The sequence below is a fragment of the Rhodococcus sp. NPDC055112 genome, assembly GCF_053607505.1.
Genome location: NZ_JBSGTR010000037.1, coordinates 1 through 16,705, shown reverse-complemented (window position 1 = coordinate 16,705; position 16,705 = coordinate 1). Strand labels below are relative to the sequence as shown.

Sequence of the window (16,705 nt, the reverse complement as noted above, 5' to 3'; positions counted from 1 at the left end):
CCGGATGGCGTCCGTCACTCGGGGAGTCGGCGGCCCGCCATCTTCTCCAAGCGGTCGATCCGCTCCGCCATGGGCGGGTGGGTGGAGAACAGCCTGCTCATCTTGTCGCCCGCCCGGAACGGGTTCGCGATCATCATGTGCGACTGCGCGGCGATCTTCGGCTCCGGCGGCAGCGGAGCGGCCTCGACGCCGCGCTCCAGCTTGCGCAACGCCGACGCGAGCGCCAGCGGATCACCGCTGAGTTCCGCGCCGGACTGGTCGGCCTGGTACTCCCTCGAGCGCGAGACCGCCATCTTCACCACCGAGGCCGCGATCGGACCGAGCAACGAGACGAGCAGCAGCGCCAGCGGGTTCGGCCTGCCCTCCCCTCGGCCACCGAACATCGAGGCGAACATCGCCATGTTGGCCAGGCCCGAGATGACCGCGGCCATCGCACCCGCGACAGAGGAGATCAGGATGTCGCGGTTGTACACGTGCGAGAGCTCGTGACCGAGCACGGCACGCAGCTCCCGCTCGTCGAGGATCTGCAGGATGCCGCTGGTGCAGCACACCGCCGCGTTGCGCGGGTTGCGGCCCGTGGCGAAGGCATTCGGCGCGGCCGTCGGGCTGATGTAGAGCCGGGGCATCGGCTGATGCGCCGTGGTCGCCAGCTCGCGCACGATCTTGTAGATGACCGGCGCCTCGACCTCGGTGACCGGCTGCGCGTGCATGGCCTTGAGCGCCAGCTTGTCGCTGTTGAAGTACGCGTAGCCGTTCATCCCGACCGCGAGGACGATCGAGAAGATGAGGATGCTCCTGTTGTTGAACAGCGCCCCGATGAACACGATCAGGGCGGACATCCCCACCAGCAACGCAAAGGTCTTCAACCCGTTGGAATAACGGTGCACGTTGGGCCCCTTCTCTCGCCGGACACTCAATTGATCAACGAAAGAGCCCGGAGGGACGTTCCCCCGCACGCAGCGCGTCGGCGAGCCACGTGGACCCGAGCCGAGACGTTACCGTCAGCCGACCCGCGCGATCGTGTAATCCACCAGCCGACCGAGCGCGTCGTTCGCAGGCCCGTGCGGCAGCTCCGCGAGCTGTGCATGCGCCGAGGCGGCGTACTCCGCCAGCTTGGCCTTGGCGGCCGCCATGCCGGGGGAACGCTCCAGCAACGCCAGCGCCTCCTCGACCGCGTCGTCGTCGGTGACCGGGCCGTCGAGCAGCACCCGCAGACGATCGGCGTCGGGGCCCTCCTCGCGCAGCGCGTAGAGCACCGGCAGGGTGTGCACCCCCTCGCGCAGGTCGGTGCCCGGGGTCTTGCCGGACTGTGCGGCGACCGAGGAGATGTCGATGATGTCGTCGGAGATCTGGAAGGCGGTGCCCACCGCGTCGCCGAGCCGCTCGAGGCGGACCACGTCGTCGGCGCTCGCTCCGGAGAAGGTGCCGCCGAACCGACCGCAGGCCGCGATCAGCGATCCCGTCTTCTCCCACACCACCTTCAGGTAGTGCTCGACGGGATCCTGCTGCTCCTTGACGCCGATGGTCTCCCGCATCTGCCCGGTGACGAGCTCGGCGAAGGTCTCGGCGATGATCCGCACCGCCTCGGGTCCGAGCGTGGACACCAGCCGGGAGGCGTGTGCGAACAGGTAGTCCCCCGCCAGGATGGCGATGGAGTTGCCCCAGCGCGAGTTCGCGCTCGGGGCGCCGCGGCGCATCGTCGCCTCGTCCATCACGTCGTCGTGGTAGAGCGTGGCCAGGTGGACCAGCTCGACGACGGTGGCCGCGGTGATGGTCGCCGGGTCCGTCGGATTGGGGCCCAGTTGCGCCGTCAGCAGGGTGAACAGCGGCCGGAACCGCTTGCCACCCGCCTTCGCCAGGTGCAGTGCCGCCTCGGTGAGAAAGTCCTCGCCATCCGAGAGCTCACTCACCAGCAGGCTCTCGACCTCGGCGAGACCCCCACGCACCACCTCGGCCAGCGCCGGATCCCCCAGATCCACGCCGGCAACGACCGTGCCCATCGCTTCGCTCGTGCTCACGATCTCAGTTCCCATCCCGTCTCGCGTGATGCCCAGCAACCGATGCCATAACTGTCACGGTAGTGAACCTATCGGGTTCGCGGCCCGTCGGGCTGACCACAGCGGTCGACCCCGGCCTGAGAAGATACTGGGGTGGTGCCCTCGCCTGTCGACCCCGATCCCTCCGCCGCCCGTTCCGAGGCGCCCGATGACGTCCCCGCGCACGCCGAAGTGGTGGTGATCGGCGCAGGTCCCGCCGGTTCCGCAGCGGCGGCATGGGCGGCGCGCGCGGGCCGCGAGGTGCTGCTCGCCGACTCCGCCACCTTCCCGAGGGACAAGACATGTGGCGACGGACTCACCCCGCGCGCCGTGGCGGAACTCGTCCATCTCGGCCTCGGCGACTGGCTCGCCACCCGCGCCACCAACCGGGGCCTGCGACTGAACGGGTTCGGGCAGGAACTGGAGCTGCCGTGGCCCGGCGGCTCACTGCCGAGCACCGGCAGCGCCGTCCCGAGAACCGAACTCGACGACCGGATCCGACAGGTCGCGCTCGACGCCGGCGCCCGGATGGTGCAGGGCGCCAAGGCCGTTGACGCCGACCGGGACGGAAACCGGGTGCGGTCGGTGACCCTCCAGACGGCCGACGGGCCGCGCACGGTCCGGTGCGAGCACCTCATCGTCGCCGACGGCGTGCGCTCCACCCTGGGCAAACGTCTCGGCCGCGAGTGGCATCGCGACACCGCGTACGGGGTGGCGGCCCGCGCCTATGTCCGCTCCGCCCGCAGCGCCGACCCGTGGATCACCTCACACCTCGAACTGCGCGACCGCGAGGGGACCCTGCAGGCGGGCTACGGCTGGGTGTTCCCGCTCGGGACCGGCGAGGTCAACCTCGGCGTCGGCACCCTGGCCACCGCGAAGCGGCCCGCGCCGGGTGCTCTCCGGCCGTTGATCGAGCTGTACGCGGAGCAGCGCCGCGACGAGTGGCGGCTCGACGGACCCGTACGCGCGGTTGCATCCGCACTGCTCCCGATGGGCGGGGCGGTGTCCGGCGTGGCAGGAACCAACTGGGCGATCATCGGCGACGCCGCGGCCTGTGTGAACCCGCTCAACGGGGAGGGAATCGACTACGGCCTGGAGACCGGCTCGATGGTGGCCGAGGTACTCGGGGCCCATGACCTCACCGAGCTGTGGCCGACCCTGCTGCGGGAACGGTACGGGCAGGCCTTCTCGATCGCCCGTCGGCTCGCAGGCCTGCTCACCGTCCCCCGGGTGTTGCCTGCCTCCGGGCCGCTGGCGATGCGTTCGCGTGCCCTGATGACGATCGCGGTCCGGGTGATGGGCAATCTCGTGACCGATGCAGACCGCGACCTGACTGCGCGGGCGTGGCGGGCGTCGGGTTCGTCGTCGCTGCGACTCGACTCCCGACCGCCGTTCAGCTGATCTCAGCTCGATCCGCGAGAGTCTGCCGAACGGCGAACACGGGGAACCGCTCCCCCGATTCCGCCACTCGGAACTCCACCCGCACCGACCGATCCGGATGCACCGGCAGCTCCCCCTCGATCCAGGTGTAGATCCACGGACCCTCGTCGAGCTCGACGATCGCGAGCGTGCACGGCACCAGGTCCAGCGGGAGGTCGACCGACGAGCAATCCACCACCGTCCACGACACCACCGTCCCCGTACCCGCGGCCCGCACCCGCTCGAGTTCGTCCCGGCCGCACGAGGTGCACGCCGTCTCCTCGGGGGCCAGCAGCGTCGCACACCCCTCGCAGCGCAAGATCATCAGCGCCCGCCGCCGGATCCGGACACTTCTCGCACCTGTGGATGTGCACTGCACCTGCTGCTCGAACATCGGGGACCTCGGCTTCCTGGAGCTGATGACGAGTCAAAGTGTCCCTTTTGCCCGAGTCCCCGGCGACGGTGGAACCACCCGGGTGGGTACCTGTTTCTCCGCTCACCGACCCCGACGCGATCGTCAGAGGGGTCGGGCGTCGACCTGCGCCTGCTCGACGACCCACGCGGCGATCTGCGCGCGGGAGGTGAAGCCCAGCTTGGCCAGGACGTGCTCGACGTGGCCCTCGACGGTGCGCGGGGCGATCACCAGTTGCTCGGCGATCGCCCTGTTCGTGAGGCCCTGCGCGACCAGGTCGGCGACCTGCAGCTCGCGTCGGGTCAGGGCCGAGGAGGCACCGGCGGTCGGGGACCCCTGGAGCTGCTCGTCCAGCGCGTACGCGATGCCGTCATCGAAGCTCAGGTTCGCGCCCTCCTCGAAGGCCGACTCGTAGGCGCGCTTGGCGAGCGCGCCGCGGACCTGCCGCTCCGACTCCTCGCGGTACGCGAGCAGGGGCGGAATGACGATCCCGACGCTGCCGACGACCCGCCACAGCGAGTTGGCGATGCCGAACAGCACGGCCGCGCGCCGGGCGAGCCGATCACCCGCCGCGACCCAGGCCAGCGCCTCGACACAGATCGCGGATCCGAGCGGATCGTCCACGACGCGGCTGAGCCGGAGACCTTGCTCGAGCAGCCCGGCCGCCCGCCGGGGATCGCTCTGCCACAACGCGAGCCCGAGGGTCGACAGCGAGTAGGCCCGGTACACGGACTCGCCGCGGGATTCGGTGATCTCGAGAGCAGCCTCCTGGCAGGCGATCGAGCGCGGCGTGTCCCCGAGCAGCCCGCAGGCCAGCGCGAGGCCGAGCAGCGTCGCGAGCCGCAGCACCAGCTCCCGGCCGGTGTGGAAGGCGTCGACGATCTCCTCGAGGGAGGAGACGGCCAGCCGCAGGTCCCCGCTGCACACGGCGAGCTGCCCGACGGCGAGGGTGACGAGCGCGCGGGCCTGGGCGTCGTCGAGGACCTCCGCGGCCTCCCGCGCCCGCTCGACCAGCGCCGCCCCCGCCTCGATGTCGCCCTGGTTGCCTGCCAGCACGCTGTCCGCGTACAGGCCCCAGATCCACTCCACGGTCGGCGGCCCATCCTGGCGGTCGAGGACCTGATCGAGCCAGTGCCTGCCCTCCCCGAGCAGGCCCCGGGACAACCAGAAAGGGGCCATGGCAGCGGCGAAGCGCAGGCCGGCCTCCTGCTCTCCCGGCTCGGTCAGGCAGAACTCCATCGCCTCGCGCAGGTTCGGCTGCTCCCGCCCCAGCCGTTCCATCCACTCCACCTGCCGCGGACCGATCCACTCGGCCTCGACGCGGATCACGAGCTGCTGGTACCAGTCCCGGTGCCGTCGCCGCATCGAGGCGTACTCACCGGATTCCTCCAACTTCTCACGGCCGTACTCGCGGAGGGTCTCGAGGAGCCGGTACCGCACCACGGCACCCGCTTCCTCTCGGATCAGGATCGACCTGTCGACCAGCGCCGCCACCACGTCCAGCAGGTCGTCCGGGCTCAGATCCCCTGCGCAGATGCCCTCGGCCGCATCGAGCTCGAAACCACCGGTGAACACCGACATCCGCCGCCACAGCATCCGCTCCGGCTCGGTGCACAGCTCGTGGCTCCAGTCGATGCACAGGCGCAGGGTCTGTTGCCGCGTCGGCGCGCCGCGAACACCCCCGGTCAGCAGGCTGTATCGATCGTTCAACCGGTCCAGGATCTGTTCCGCGGACATCGCCCGCATGCGGACGGCGGCCAACTCGATGGGCAGCGGCAACCCGTCCAACCGCTGACAGATCCGGGCCACCGCATCCTGGTTGTCCTCGGTGAGCCCGAACTCCGGAACCGCGGCGGACGCCCGTTCGGCGAAGAGCGCCACGGCGTCGGACCGGGCCGACCCGCGCCCGGACGAGCGCCGATCCGGATCCGAGACCGACAACGGCGGTACCCGAAGAAAGGCCTCCGCTCCGATGCCGAACGGCTCGCGGCTGGTCGCCAGGATCCGGAGGTCCGGGCAGCGCCGCAGCAACGACTCGGCGAGTGCCGCGGCCGCATCGAGTACGTGTTCACAGTTGTCCAGCACCAGCAGCAGTCGTCGATCGGCGAGGTACTCCGCCAGCGAGTCCTGCGTGCGATTCGTCGACTGCTCCCGCAGCCCGAGCGTCGCGGCCACCAGGTCGGGCAGCAGGGCCTCCTCCTGCAGTTCGCCGAGCTCGACCAGCCACACACCGTCCTCGAACGACCGCCTCGAATCCTCAGCCACCCGGAGCGCGAGCCGGGTCTTGCCGACTCCGCCGATCCCGGTCAACGTCACCAGGCGCGAGACAGACAGCAGCCGCCGCGTCTCGGTCACCTCGCGGCGACGGCCGACGAAACTGGTCAGCTCGAGCGGCAAATTCCCGACCTTGCCCCGGACAGCGGTAGCCATCGAACCGTCACTCTCAACTCGCGGTCCCCTGCCCAATCGACGCTACCCCCGGCGTGGGGTCGCAGGGGTCGCGTCAGGCGACTCGCACGGCAGGCGCGTGTTGGCAGCCGTGAAACACCGGGTACCGCTCGTCGGACTCCAGGTGATCGAACTCCACCCGGATCTGGCGGCCGGGGCGCACCGCGATCTCACCCTCGATCCAGCTGCAGATCCAGGGCCCGTCGTCGAGCGCGACGACGGCAAGCATGCACGGCAGGGCGCCGTCGTCCGCACCGACCCGCGCCCGATCGGCCAGCTTCCAGGTCACCATCGACCCGAGCCCGCTCGACGGCACCCGCGACAGGTGGTCACTCCCGCACGAGGAACAGGTCACCGCGACCGGCGCAAGGAGCAGCTCACAGCACTCGCAGCGCCGGATCATCAGCGTGCGCGCGGACATGCCTGCCCACAGGTGGGTCCCGCCCGTGACCGTCACGACGTCACACCGCCTCAGGTGTGTGGGTCTGAGTCCGCTCCGCGCCGAATACGGTCGCCATCGCGGTACCGAATCCGTGCGGGTCGTCGATCAGCCAGCCGTGGTTACCGGCAACGGTGACGACCGTGGGATTGCGGAGCGCGATGCACAGGGATTCGAAGCTGGCGCGCGGGATGAACGTGTCGTCGCCGCCCCAGAGCAGCGTCACCGGAAGGCCGCGCTCCGCCAACTCGTCGAGTTCGCCGCGCAGGTCCGCGGTTCGGGCCAGGTGCGCGAGCTGCCACATCCCGAGCGGATTGCGAATTGTATTGCCCACCGCATCGGCCGCGATCGCGAGCAAGCCCGAGAAGGACGGCCGAATGGCGAGGGCATCGCCGGTGGCCGCCGCGCCCCAGTCCCAGAGCGGCCGCTCGCCGATCGGGCGCACGCCGCCGCCCCCGGGTGCCCATGCCGCCCCGCCCACGGAGTTGACCAGCACCAGTCGCGACACCCTCGGGCCGAGGTCGTGCGCGGACTGGATCGCGACCCCACCGCCGAACGAGTGACCGACGAGCGTCACCGGTCCCGCGATACCGATCGAATCGAGGAACCCGCCGAGCCAGCGCGCGTACCCGGCCAGGTTCCGGTCCTGCGAGGGGAGCTCCGCGGTGCCGCCGAATCCGGGAAGGGAGGGCGCGAACACCCGCACTCCCTGAGCGGCCATCCGCAGCAGTGCGCGGTCGTACGCGCGAGGTGTCAGCCCGTACCCGTGCAGGAACACGACAGGAGCACCCGCACCCGCGACCGCGTAGGTCGCCGCCCGACCCTCGACGAGGGTGTTCTTCCAGCTGGTGTTCCTCGCCTGGCTGACAACGTAGGGGTGGCTGGTCGGGTGCTGCAACATCGAGGGCCTCGGCTTCGCGGTCGCGGATATGACCCAGCACACATTGCCGCGTACGCCCCTTGTCCGTCAGGGCGGAACTACCCGGAGACATACCTGTTTCTGGTCAGGCCCCGCGCTGCGCGTCCGGCTCCTGCCCCCGCGTCCGCTCGAGATACCAGGCGGCGATCTGGGTGCGCGAGGTGAACGCGAGCTTGGCCAGCGCCCGCTCGACGTGCCCCTGCGCGGTCCGCGGCGAGATGACGAGCTCCTCGGCGATCGCCCTGTTCGTGAGGCCCTGCGCGACAAGCTCGGCGACCTGCATCTCACGCCGGGTCAGGCTCACCGCCTCCGCCTCCGCCGCCACCGGCGGCCCTGCGGGTCGGCGTTCGCCGAGCGCGTAGCCGATCGCCTCGCGGAAATCCATCCCCCTGCCGCGGCGCCGTGCCTCCTCGAAGGCCCGCTCGCCGAGTGCCGCGCGTGCCCGCTGTTTGCACTCAGCGTGGTGGCTGAGCAGGTTGGGCAGTGTGACGGTGATGCCTCCCTCCGCTTTCGCCAGCGCGTTGGCGGCCCCCAACAGGACCGCGGCGCGCTCCGGCGCGTCCTCGACCGCCGCGATCCACCCCATCGCCTCGAGGCACCACGTGGCGATGATCGGGTCGTTGACCCGCCTGACCAGGCGCAAGGCCTGCGCCAGCTGTGCGGCCGCCCGTGTCCTGTCGCCCTGGTGCAGGGTCGCGAGGCCGAGCCCCCACAGTGCGTACGCGCGATAGTAGGATTCGCCCCTCGGTGCGGTGATGGCGAACACCTGCTCGTAGCAGGCGACCGACCGGCCCTCGTCGCCGAGCAGTCCGCTGGCGACCGCCAATCCGAGCAGGCACCCGATCGCCCGTTGTAGCTCGCCGGTCGGCCGACTCGTCTGCAGTGCGCCTTCGAACGAATGCCGCGCGCCCTTGAGATCGCCGCTGAACAGTGCCCGAAAACCGGCCGCGTACCCGGCGGCCGCCAGCAGCATCGGATCGCCCAGCTCCTCGGCGAGCGTGCGGCACTCGTCCACGAGGGCCGTGGCGGTGGCGAATTCCTGCTGCATGCCCGTCATCACGCTGCCCCCGAACAGCGCGAGCACCCGGTCCGCCGTCCGCCGATCGCCCGATCGCGCCAGCGCGCGATCCAGCCAGCGCCTGCCCTCGCTGATCTGCCCGCGGCAGATCCAGTACAGGTAGAGGGAATTGACCATCCGCAGGCCGGCATCGGCCTCGGCGTCACCCGGCGCCGCCAGGCCGAACTGCAGCGCCTCGCGCAGGTTCGACGTCTCCCGCTCCAGGCGGCCGATCCAGGACACCTGATTGGGCCCGATCCACTCGGTCTCGGCCTCGTGGGCCAACCGCAGGTACCAGTCCCGATGCCGACGATGCAGCGCGTCGCGGTCACCGGATTCCCGCAGCTTCTCGTTTCCGTAGGCGCGGAGGGTCTCGAGCAGCCGGTACCGCACCGCGGGACCCTGCTCCTCGCGGATGAGGATCGACTTGTCGGCCAGCGACGCCAGGACCTCGCGCAGGTCGTCATGGGACAGCTCCGCGGCGCAGATCCCCTCCGCGGCGTCGAACTCGAATCCGCCCGCGAACACCGACAGCCGGGCCCACAGCTCCTGTTCCCGGGCCGAGCACAGCTCGTGGCTCCACTCGATGCTGCCCCACAGCGTCTGCTGACGGGTCGGAGCGCCACGGCTGCCCAGGGTCAGCAGCCGGAAACGATCGGTCAACCGCTGCAGAACCTGTTCGGCCGTCATCGCGCGCAGCCGCACAGCCGCCAACTCGATCGGCAGCGGCAGGCCGTCCAGCCGGTGGCAGATCCCGGCGACCGCATGCCGGTTGTCCTCGGTGAGGGTGAACTCGGGTACCGCGGCCGCGGCACGCTCGGCGAACAGCGCCACCGCGTCGTATCGGGGAAGCCCCTGCAACGAGGGCGCCTCGTCGCTGCTCGGGGCCGTCAACGGCGGCACCCGCAGCACGGCCTCGCCGCTGATACCGAGGGCCTCCCGGCTCGCGGCGAGAATGCGCACCTCGGGGCAGGCCTTCAGCAACGACTCCGCCAGGCCCGCAACGGCCTCGACGAGGTGCTCGCAGTTGTCGAGCACCAGCAGCAGGCGTCGGGTGGCGAGGTGGTCCGCCAGCACCTCCTCGGGAAGGTGGGCGAGCTGGTCCCTGAGCCCGAGCGCGGCGGCCACCGTGGCAGGCACCAGCGTCGGGTCGTACACCTCACCGAGTTCGACGAGCCATACCCCGTCGGCGAAGGCACCTCGGGAATCCTCGGCAACTCGCAGCGCCAGCCGGGTCTTACCGACCCCGCCGATCCCGGTGAGCGTCACCAGACGGGACTCGGCCAGCAGCCGTCGCGCCTCGGTCACCTCGTGGCGGCGGCCGACGAAACTGGTCAGCTCGAGGGGCAGGTTCCCGACCTTGCCTTGCACGGTGGGCGGCATCGAAGCGTCACTCTCATCACACGGTCCCCTGTTCTTTCCACGTTACCCGCCGCGATCGTGCCGACGGGCGGATTGCCGTGCGAGGGCTACCGTTCGGCGCGGTGCAACGCCACGACGCCGCCGGTGAGGTTGCGCCACTTCACGTTCTTCCAGCCGGCCGCCTCGATCGTGAGCGCCAACTCCTCCTGCGTCGGCCAGGCCCGGATCGACTCCGCGAGGTACACGTAGGCGTCGGGGTTGCTGCTGACCGCGCGCGCCACCACCGGCAGCGCCTTCATGAGGTACTCCATGTAGACCGTGCGGAACGGGCCGAAGATCGGGGTGGAGAACTCGCTGACGACGAGGCGACCGCCCGGCTTGGTCACCCGGGCGATCTCCCTGAGGCCCGCCTCGAAGTCAGAGACGTTGCGCAGCCCGAAGGAGATGGTCGCGGCGTCGAACACCGCGTCCGCGAACGGCAGTGCCATCGCGTCGCCCGCCACCATCGGCACCCGACGGTCGGCGCCTGCCTTGAGCATGCCCTTGGAGAAATCTGCGGCGACCACCCAGGCGCCGGACCGGCCCAGCTCGACGGTGGACACACCGGTGCCCGCCGCGAGGTCGAGCACCCGCTCCCCGGGCTTCAGGTCGAGCGCCGCGCGCGTCGCCTTGCGCCAACTGCGGTCCTGCCCGAACGAGAGCACCGTGTTGGTGAGGTCGTACCGCTTCGCGACGCCGTCGAACATCGACGCGACCTCGTGCGGATCCTTCTCCAGCGAGGCCCGAGACCCGTGTGTTGTTGCCACATCGTTGACGTTACAGGCGCGCTCCGGACGCCTCGCGCCCAGTTGGCGCGCGGACGGCTCAGGCCGAGCGCTGCGCCGGGACACCGCACGAGCCCGTCACGTCCGCGTAGTGGCCCAGCAGTTCGCCACACACCGAGGACCACGTGCGGTGCAGCACCGACCTCCTGGCGGACGCTCCGAACCGGGCGCGGGTGGCCCGGTCCCGCAGCGCGATGACGGCACTGGGCAGCAGCTCCTCGAAGCGCTCGACCGGCAGCAGGTAACCGTTGCTGCAGTGCGCGACGAGATCGCGCGGTCCGCCTGCGTCAGGACCGATCACCGGAACACCGCTGGCCAGGGCCTCCTGCACCGCCTGACAGAAGGTCTCGTGCTCGCCCGGGTGCACGAACAGGTCGAGGCTCGCGTAGGCGTTGGCCAGCTCGTCTCCCCCGAGTTGCCCGGTGAACACCGCCGACGGCATCAGCCGCTGCAACCGCGCCCGTTCGGGGCCGTCGCCGACGATCACCAGCTGCAGGCTGGGGTCGGCGGCCAGCACGGCCAGCCGCTCGACGTGCTTCTCCGGGGCCAGGCGTCCGACGAACCCGATCACCAGCCGGTCGGCGTCGCACCAGCTCGCCCGCAGCTCCGCGCTGCGCCGCGACGGCGCGAACCGCACGGTGTCCACGCCGCGAGCCCAGCGGAACACCCTTGGCACACCTCGCGATTCGAGCGCCTCGACGGCGGCAGTGGACGGGGCGAGGGTGCGGGCGGCCCCGCGGTGCAGGCGGCGGGTCCATCGCCAGGCCGCCCTGCTGGTCAGTCCCAGGCCGTAGCTCTGCGCGAAGCCGGCCACATCGGTCTGATAGACCGCGACGGCGGGCACATCGAGCCGATTGGCCGCGGCCAACCCGCCCGCGCCGAGCAGGAAGGGCGACGCCAGGTGCACCACGTCCGGGTCGAAGGACCGCAACGCCGAGATGATCCCCGGCTGCGGGATGCCAACGGGCAGGGAGCTGACCCGCGGGATCATCACGGCGGGCACGCGGTGCACCGGGAACCCGTCGTGTGAGGTGGGCGCGGCCGGGCGGCCTGCGACACTGTCGGGGGCCACGAGCAGCGCCTGGTGTCCGTGGCGCCTGAGGTGCTCGAGCACCCGGATCACCGAGTGGGTGACCCCGTTCATGTTCGGCAGGAACGACTCCGCGACGATGGCTACTCGCACCAGACCAGTGTCCGCGCCGCGCGGGCCGGGACGGGAAGTCCGAGGTGTCCGGGCGGCGAAGTTCCGGCGAAACCTCGGCTATCGGATCAGGCGGGCGGGGCGACCGTGACGTGAGGCGGCTGGGCCGCCGTGCGCCGCCGGACCAGCCAGAGCGCGGGCACGGCGATCAACCACGTCACCGCGATCACCGAACCGGCCGGGACCAGGGCCACCCGGACGTCGCGACCGGACACCCGGACCAGGTCCGGATCGGACCTCGCGTACTCGACGTCGATCCGCTGACCGACGATCAGCTCGGTCGGGTACAGCACGCCGAGCCGCGGGTTCTTGGTGACCCCGTCCGGGGTGACGAAGCTGATCGCGGAGCGCAGCCTGCCCGCGGACAGCACCTCGGCGGTGGCCACACCCTTGTCGGACTCGATCGTGAGGTCGTTGCGCCAGGCCGCGACCACCAGCAGCACCGCAAGGACCGAGATCCCGATCGCGGCGACGAGGATCCCCTTCCTGACCCGGCCCGCCACCGTCGGCGTCACAGCTGCGCCCGTACCGCGGCGTGCAGTTCGCGCAGCCCGGAACGTTCGGTCGCGACCTCGAGGACCCTGATCCCCGCGGTGTTCGGCTCGGTGAGCGCGACCGCCAACTGCTCGGGGTTCACCGCGTGGTGCTCGACCCGGTAGGCGGCGCAGAGCGCGGACAGGTCCATCCCGTGCGGGGTGCCGAACACCCGCTCGAAGACACCCGCGTACTGCGGATCGCCCTGCTCGAGGAGTTCGAAGATGCCGCCGCCGTCGTCGTTGGCCACCACGATCGTGAGGTCGCGCGGCCGCGGTTCCCCGGTGCCGATGAGCAGCCCGGAGGCGTCGTGCATGAAGGTCAGGTCGCCCATCAGCGCGAGGGTGCGGGTGTGCTCCCCCGGTGCGGCCATCGCCGCGCCGACCGCCGTCGACACGGTGCCGTCGATGCCCGCGACACCGCGGTTCGACAGCACCCGGACGCCCGCCCGCGGATAGCTGACCAGTGCCGCGTCCCGCACCGGGTTGGACGCACCGAGCAGCAGCTGGTCGCCATCGCACAGCGAGTCCATCACCACTTTGGCCACGTGCAGACCGGTCGGCTTCGGGTGCGCCGAGAGCTGTTGCCGCACAGCCTTGTCCGCATGCTCGGTCAGGTGCCGACAACGCTCGAGCCAGGTCGCGTCGGGGGCGCCGGAGACGACGGCGCGGGTGCCGGTGGCCAGCACGTTGCCGGACACGTCGGGCCAGCGAGGGCCGGTGGTGAGCGCGAACACCGACACCCGGGGATCGGCGAGCAGCTTGGCCACCGGACGGTGCAGCGTCGGCCTGCCGGTGATCACCGCCTGCCGGGGCTTGAGCTGGGGCAGCGCCAGCGGGTGCAGCGGGAGGCCGTGCATCGGTGCGGTCGGCTCGGCGACCGTCGGCAGGCCTGCGAGCTCCGGCCGATGACCCGAACCGTGGCCGGAGATCACCACTGTGTCGGGCGTCAGGTCCAGCTCGAGCGGCACGTCGAGGGTCGCGTGCGTGGTGGTCGTCCACGGGGCGCCGTCGGGCCTGCCCTCCGGCACCGGGCCCTGGACGTGCGCGCCGGGAACCAGCGGCTCCCGCAGCGGCACGTCGAAATGCACCGGTCCCGCATTGCCGGACCGTGCGCCCCTGGCCGCGGCCAGGACCCGACAGACCGCCGAGCGCCACTGGCTGTTCTGGTCGACGCCGTCCTCGGCGAGGCCGAGGCTGATGGTGGCCCGCACCTGGCTGCCGAACAGTCCCAGCTGCTCGATGGTCTGATTGGCGCCCGTCCCGAGGAGTTCGTACGGGCGGTTCGCGCTGAGGACCACGAGCGGGACCCGGGCGTAGTTCGCCTCCAACACCGCGGGGCCGAGGTTCGCCACGGCGGTGCCGGAGGTCATCACGATCGGCACCGGGTGCCCGCTACCGATGGCGAGGCCTACCGCGAGGAATCCGGCGGTGCGCTCGTCGATCCGCATGTGCAGCCGCAGCCGCCCTGCCGTGTCCGCGGCCTGCAGCGCGAAGGCCAACGGCGCATTGCGCGAACCCGGGCAGAGCACCACGTCGCGCACCCCGCCGCGGATCAATTCGTCGACGACGGCGGTGGCCTGGGCTGTGGACGGATTCACGGTTCCAGGGTGTCAGACGGCCACCCGCCGACGGGCGGCGGTCCGGGCACACCGTCAGTTAGGATTGCCTGAGCTAACCACCCCGCGAGGAACGAGACCATGGCCAAGCGCAGCAAGTTCGTCAAACCCGAGGACCGGCACATCACCAGGGCCCGGGTGCTCGGCAGCAAACAGGTGAGCCCCAACTTCATCCGCGTCACCATCGGCGGCGAGGAACTGCGCAGCTTCACCCCCATGGGGTTCGATCAGTGGTTCCGCATGTTCATCCCCCAGCAGGGCCAGACCACACTGCGGGTGCCGAGCGCGACCAGCAACCTCTGGTACGCCCAGTACCTGGCGATGTCGAAGAGCACCCGGCCGGTGGTCAGGAACTACACGGTCCGCGGATTCCGCGGCGCGGACGAGGCGGTGTTCGGTGAGGCCATCCCCGAGCTGGACATCGATTTCGTCTCGCACGGCGACACCGGACCGGCGTCGGCGTGGGCCGGCTCGGCGACGCCGGGGGACGAGGTCGCGCTGCTGGACGAGGGCCTGATCTACAACCCGACCCAGGAAGCGCAGTGGCAGCTGCTCGTCGGCGACGAGAGCGCGCTACCCGCCATCATGGGCATCCTGGGTTCGGCCCCTGCCGATCTGCGCGCCGAGGTCTTCGTGGAGATCCCGCACGCCGAGGACGCCCAGCAGGTGACGACGCCCGAGGGAGTGAACCTGCACTGGCTGGTCCGCTCCGACCCGCACGACAGGCCCGGGGTCCTCGCGCTGGAGACGGTGCGGCAGGCGGAGCTGCCGACGGGGCCGTCGTACACGTTCGTCGCGGGCGAGAGCGACCTGTCGACGGGCCTGCGACGACATCTGGTCAACGACCGCAAGGTGCCCAAGTCCGATATCGCCTTCACCGGCTTCTGGCGCCACGGCAAGTCCGCACCCTAGGCGCTGCGCGCCCGTGCGCGGTTGAGGAGTCCCTGGACTCGTCAACCGCGCACGGGCGGCGGAGCCGCCTACGGACGCGCGGTCAGGAACATCCCGTTGTGGTCCTGCCCCGCCGTGTTGCGGCAGGCGTAGTTTCCGCTCGGCTTGGCGTTCAGCAGGTCGATGCAACGCCCCAGCGCGAGCTGGCCGAAATAGTTCGGGTGCATCGACTCCTGACGGGTGCCCTGCGTGGTCCACCCCATGTCCAGCCAGCGCATCCACTCGCTGGTCGCCCCTGACGGCGCCGACGAGGCGCTCGCCTGCTTGGCCGCCTTGGCACAGACCTCATGCCCGTCGAAGGCATCGCGGAGGTCGAGGAACTGCACTCCCTTCGCCGCCGCGACACCGGCGAGGCGGTCGGAAATCTGTGGCACCAAGGAATCCCGGGCCCAGTTGGCGTCGCCGTCCCAGAGCGGGCAGCCGCCGGTGTTCGCCCGCGTCCACCCGCTTTCCGGGTACCGGATGTCCGCCGCGCGAGGGGTCGGCGAGGGCGCGGACTGCAGCACCACGCGGTAGTCCCCGGCCGCGTAGCCTGCGCCGGACATCACCGCACGGATCTCGTCGATGGACTTGGCGACGCCGTCCATCGCGGCGTTCATCTTGCCGTCCACCGCCGCCTGCTGGTCATCGTTGCAGTAGGAGTACCAGACCAGGTAGTTCTGGACGCAGGTCGAGATGACGTCGGCGAACCCGAGGTCGTTCCCGCCGATCGAGAGGGTGATCAGCTTGACCTTGTTGGCCGCCGCGACCGCGGCCAACTGGTCGGCCTGCGGCGCCTCACCCTTGAAGGCCTGGCCGCCGTTGACTGCGCGGAAGACGTTGGCGGTGACGGCGCCGGAGCAGGCCAGGTTGATCCTGGTCTGCGCGACGGACGTGGCACTGTTCACCTCGGCCGAATCGGAGCGGTCGCAGCCGTTGGCGAAGGTGCTGCCGTACACGCGGGCGGGGTCGTAACCGCTGCCCGTCCAGGCCCGATCGGTGCCGTCGCGGCTGCCGGAGGTGGTGAGGCTGTTGCCCTTCCACCGTCCCGCCTCGCCGGACATGTAGCTGTCGCCCATCGACACGCTCGCCGTCGGCCCGGCGGGAACGGCCGCGGCCGGCGCGGCGAGCACCGACAGACCGGCGGCGGCCAGGGGTACCGCCAGCAGGGCGGCGAGCAGACTCCTGGCGCTGCGGCCGGCGGCAGATTTGTGGCAGGTTTCGACCAACACGGGCTCCTGGGGATGGGCACACCTGTCGTACGAGGACAGGCACGCATTCGTGAATGGGTTGGTCGCCGGCCGGTGACGCCAGGGAGTCTGGCACGGGCCCGTTGGCTACCGCCGGGTAATCGCAGTTTTTGCGTTAAACACTTCGGCTCCGGCACGGTGGCACCGACCCCACATACGACGGTGGGCCGGAACCCCCAGGGAACCGGGCCACCGCCAACGACGCTCTCAGCACGCGTGCTACTCGACGAGCGCACCCAGTCGCCGCAGCCCCTCG

General features: G+C 70.9%; 14 protein-coding genes. 2 read left to right on the top strand and 12 right to left on the bottom strand.

Annotated features, from left to right (window positions below; translation table 11 throughout):
* Positions 1 to 14 precede the first annotated feature (14 nt).
* Both htpX and ACWFRB_RS16670 read right to left on the bottom strand, forming a co-directional pair.
* Complete coding sequence (gene htpX, locus ACWFRB_RS16675) at positions 15 to 887, bottom strand: zinc metalloprotease HtpX (protein ID WP_077040728.1); 873 nt, start codon at positions 885 to 887, stop codon at positions 15 to 17.
* Positions 888 to 1,001: 114 nt separating this feature from the next.
* Complete coding sequence (locus tag ACWFRB_RS16670) at positions 1,002 to 2,033, bottom strand: polyprenyl synthetase family protein (protein WP_452642237.1); 1,032 nt, start codon at positions 2,031 to 2,033, stop codon at positions 1,002 to 1,004.
* Between the two features lie 195 nt (positions 2,034 to 2,228).
* On the opposite strand from ACWFRB_RS16670, the gene ACWFRB_RS16665 reads away from it, so the two are divergent.
* Entirely contained in the window at positions 2,229 to 3,437 is a 1,209-nt protein-coding gene (locus tag ACWFRB_RS16665; protein ID WP_452642262.1) for a geranylgeranyl reductase family protein, read from the top strand.
* Here the strand turns inward: ACWFRB_RS16665 and ACWFRB_RS16660 are convergent.
* The 9 genes from ACWFRB_RS16660 to menD all read right to left on the bottom strand — a co-directional run bounded on the left by ACWFRB_RS16660 (position 3,430) and on the right by menD (position 14,251).
* A complete protein-coding gene (locus ACWFRB_RS16660) occupies positions 3,430 to 3,780 on the bottom strand; it encodes a Zn-ribbon domain-containing OB-fold protein (protein ID WP_452642236.1) in 351 nt (116 codons plus the stop codon). The two genes, ACWFRB_RS16665 and ACWFRB_RS16660, sit on opposite strands and share 8 nt — an antisense overlap.
* 192 nt (positions 3,781 to 3,972) lie before the next feature.
* Positions 3,973 to 6,333, bottom strand: coding sequence for an ATP-binding protein (locus ACWFRB_RS16655; protein WP_452642235.1), 2,361 nt, complete (start codon positions 6,331 to 6,333; stop codon positions 3,973 to 3,975).
* 37 nt (positions 6,334 to 6,370) lie between these two features.
* Complete coding sequence (locus tag ACWFRB_RS16650; protein ID WP_452642234.1) at positions 6,371 to 6,772, bottom strand: Zn-ribbon domain-containing OB-fold protein; 402 nt, start codon at positions 6,770 to 6,772, stop codon at positions 6,371 to 6,373.
* A 4-nt stretch (positions 6,773 to 6,776) separates the two neighbouring features.
* A complete protein-coding gene (locus ACWFRB_RS16645) occupies positions 6,777 to 7,655 on the bottom strand; it encodes an alpha/beta fold hydrolase (protein ID WP_452642233.1) in 879 nt (292 codons plus the stop codon).
* 103 nt (positions 7,656 to 7,758) lie between these two features.
* Positions 7,759 to 10,113 carry an ATP-binding protein gene (locus tag ACWFRB_RS16640; RefSeq protein ID WP_452642232.1) on the bottom strand — a complete coding sequence of 785 codons (2,355 nt, stop codon included), beginning with the start codon at positions 10,111 to 10,113 and terminating at the stop codon, positions 7,759 to 7,761.
* An 86-nt stretch (positions 10,114 to 10,199) separates the two neighbouring features.
* Complete coding sequence (locus ACWFRB_RS16635; RefSeq protein ID WP_452642231.1) at positions 10,200 to 10,898, bottom strand: demethylmenaquinone methyltransferase; 699 nt, start codon at positions 10,896 to 10,898, stop codon at positions 10,200 to 10,202.
* A 58-nt stretch (positions 10,899 to 10,956) separates the two neighbouring features.
* Positions 10,957 to 12,099 (bottom strand): glycosyltransferase family 4 protein, encoded by a 1,143-nt coding sequence (locus ACWFRB_RS16630; RefSeq protein ID WP_452642230.1) that lies wholly within the window; start codon positions 12,097 to 12,099, stop codon positions 10,957 to 10,959.
* Between the two features lie 86 nt (positions 12,100 to 12,185).
* Positions 12,186 to 12,632, bottom strand: a complete 447-nt coding sequence (locus tag ACWFRB_RS16625) for a DUF3592 domain-containing protein (RefSeq protein ID WP_452642229.1) — start codon at positions 12,630 to 12,632, stop codon at positions 12,186 to 12,188.
* On the bottom strand, positions 12,629 to 14,251 hold the full coding sequence (gene menD / locus ACWFRB_RS16620) for a 2-succinyl-5-enolpyruvyl-6-hydroxy-3-cyclohexene-1-carboxylic-acid synthase (protein WP_452642228.1): 1,623 nt from the start codon (positions 14,249 to 14,251) through the stop codon (positions 12,629 to 12,631). Before menD ends, ACWFRB_RS16625 begins: the two co-directional genes overlap by 4 nt.
* 99 nt (positions 14,252 to 14,350) lie before the next feature.
* On the opposite strand from menD, the gene ACWFRB_RS16615 reads away from it, so the two are divergent.
* Complete coding sequence (locus tag ACWFRB_RS16615) at positions 14,351 to 15,181, top strand: siderophore-interacting protein (RefSeq protein ID WP_452642227.1); 831 nt, start codon at positions 14,351 to 14,353, stop codon at positions 15,179 to 15,181.
* A gap of 68 nt (positions 15,182 to 15,249) precedes the next feature.
* Here the strand turns inward: ACWFRB_RS16615 and ACWFRB_RS16610 are convergent, their stop codons facing one another.
* Entirely contained in the window at positions 15,250 to 16,431 is a 1,182-nt protein-coding gene (locus tag ACWFRB_RS16610; RefSeq protein WP_452642226.1) for a GDSL-type esterase/lipase family protein, read from the bottom strand.
* Positions 16,432 to 16,705 lie beyond the last annotated feature (274 nt).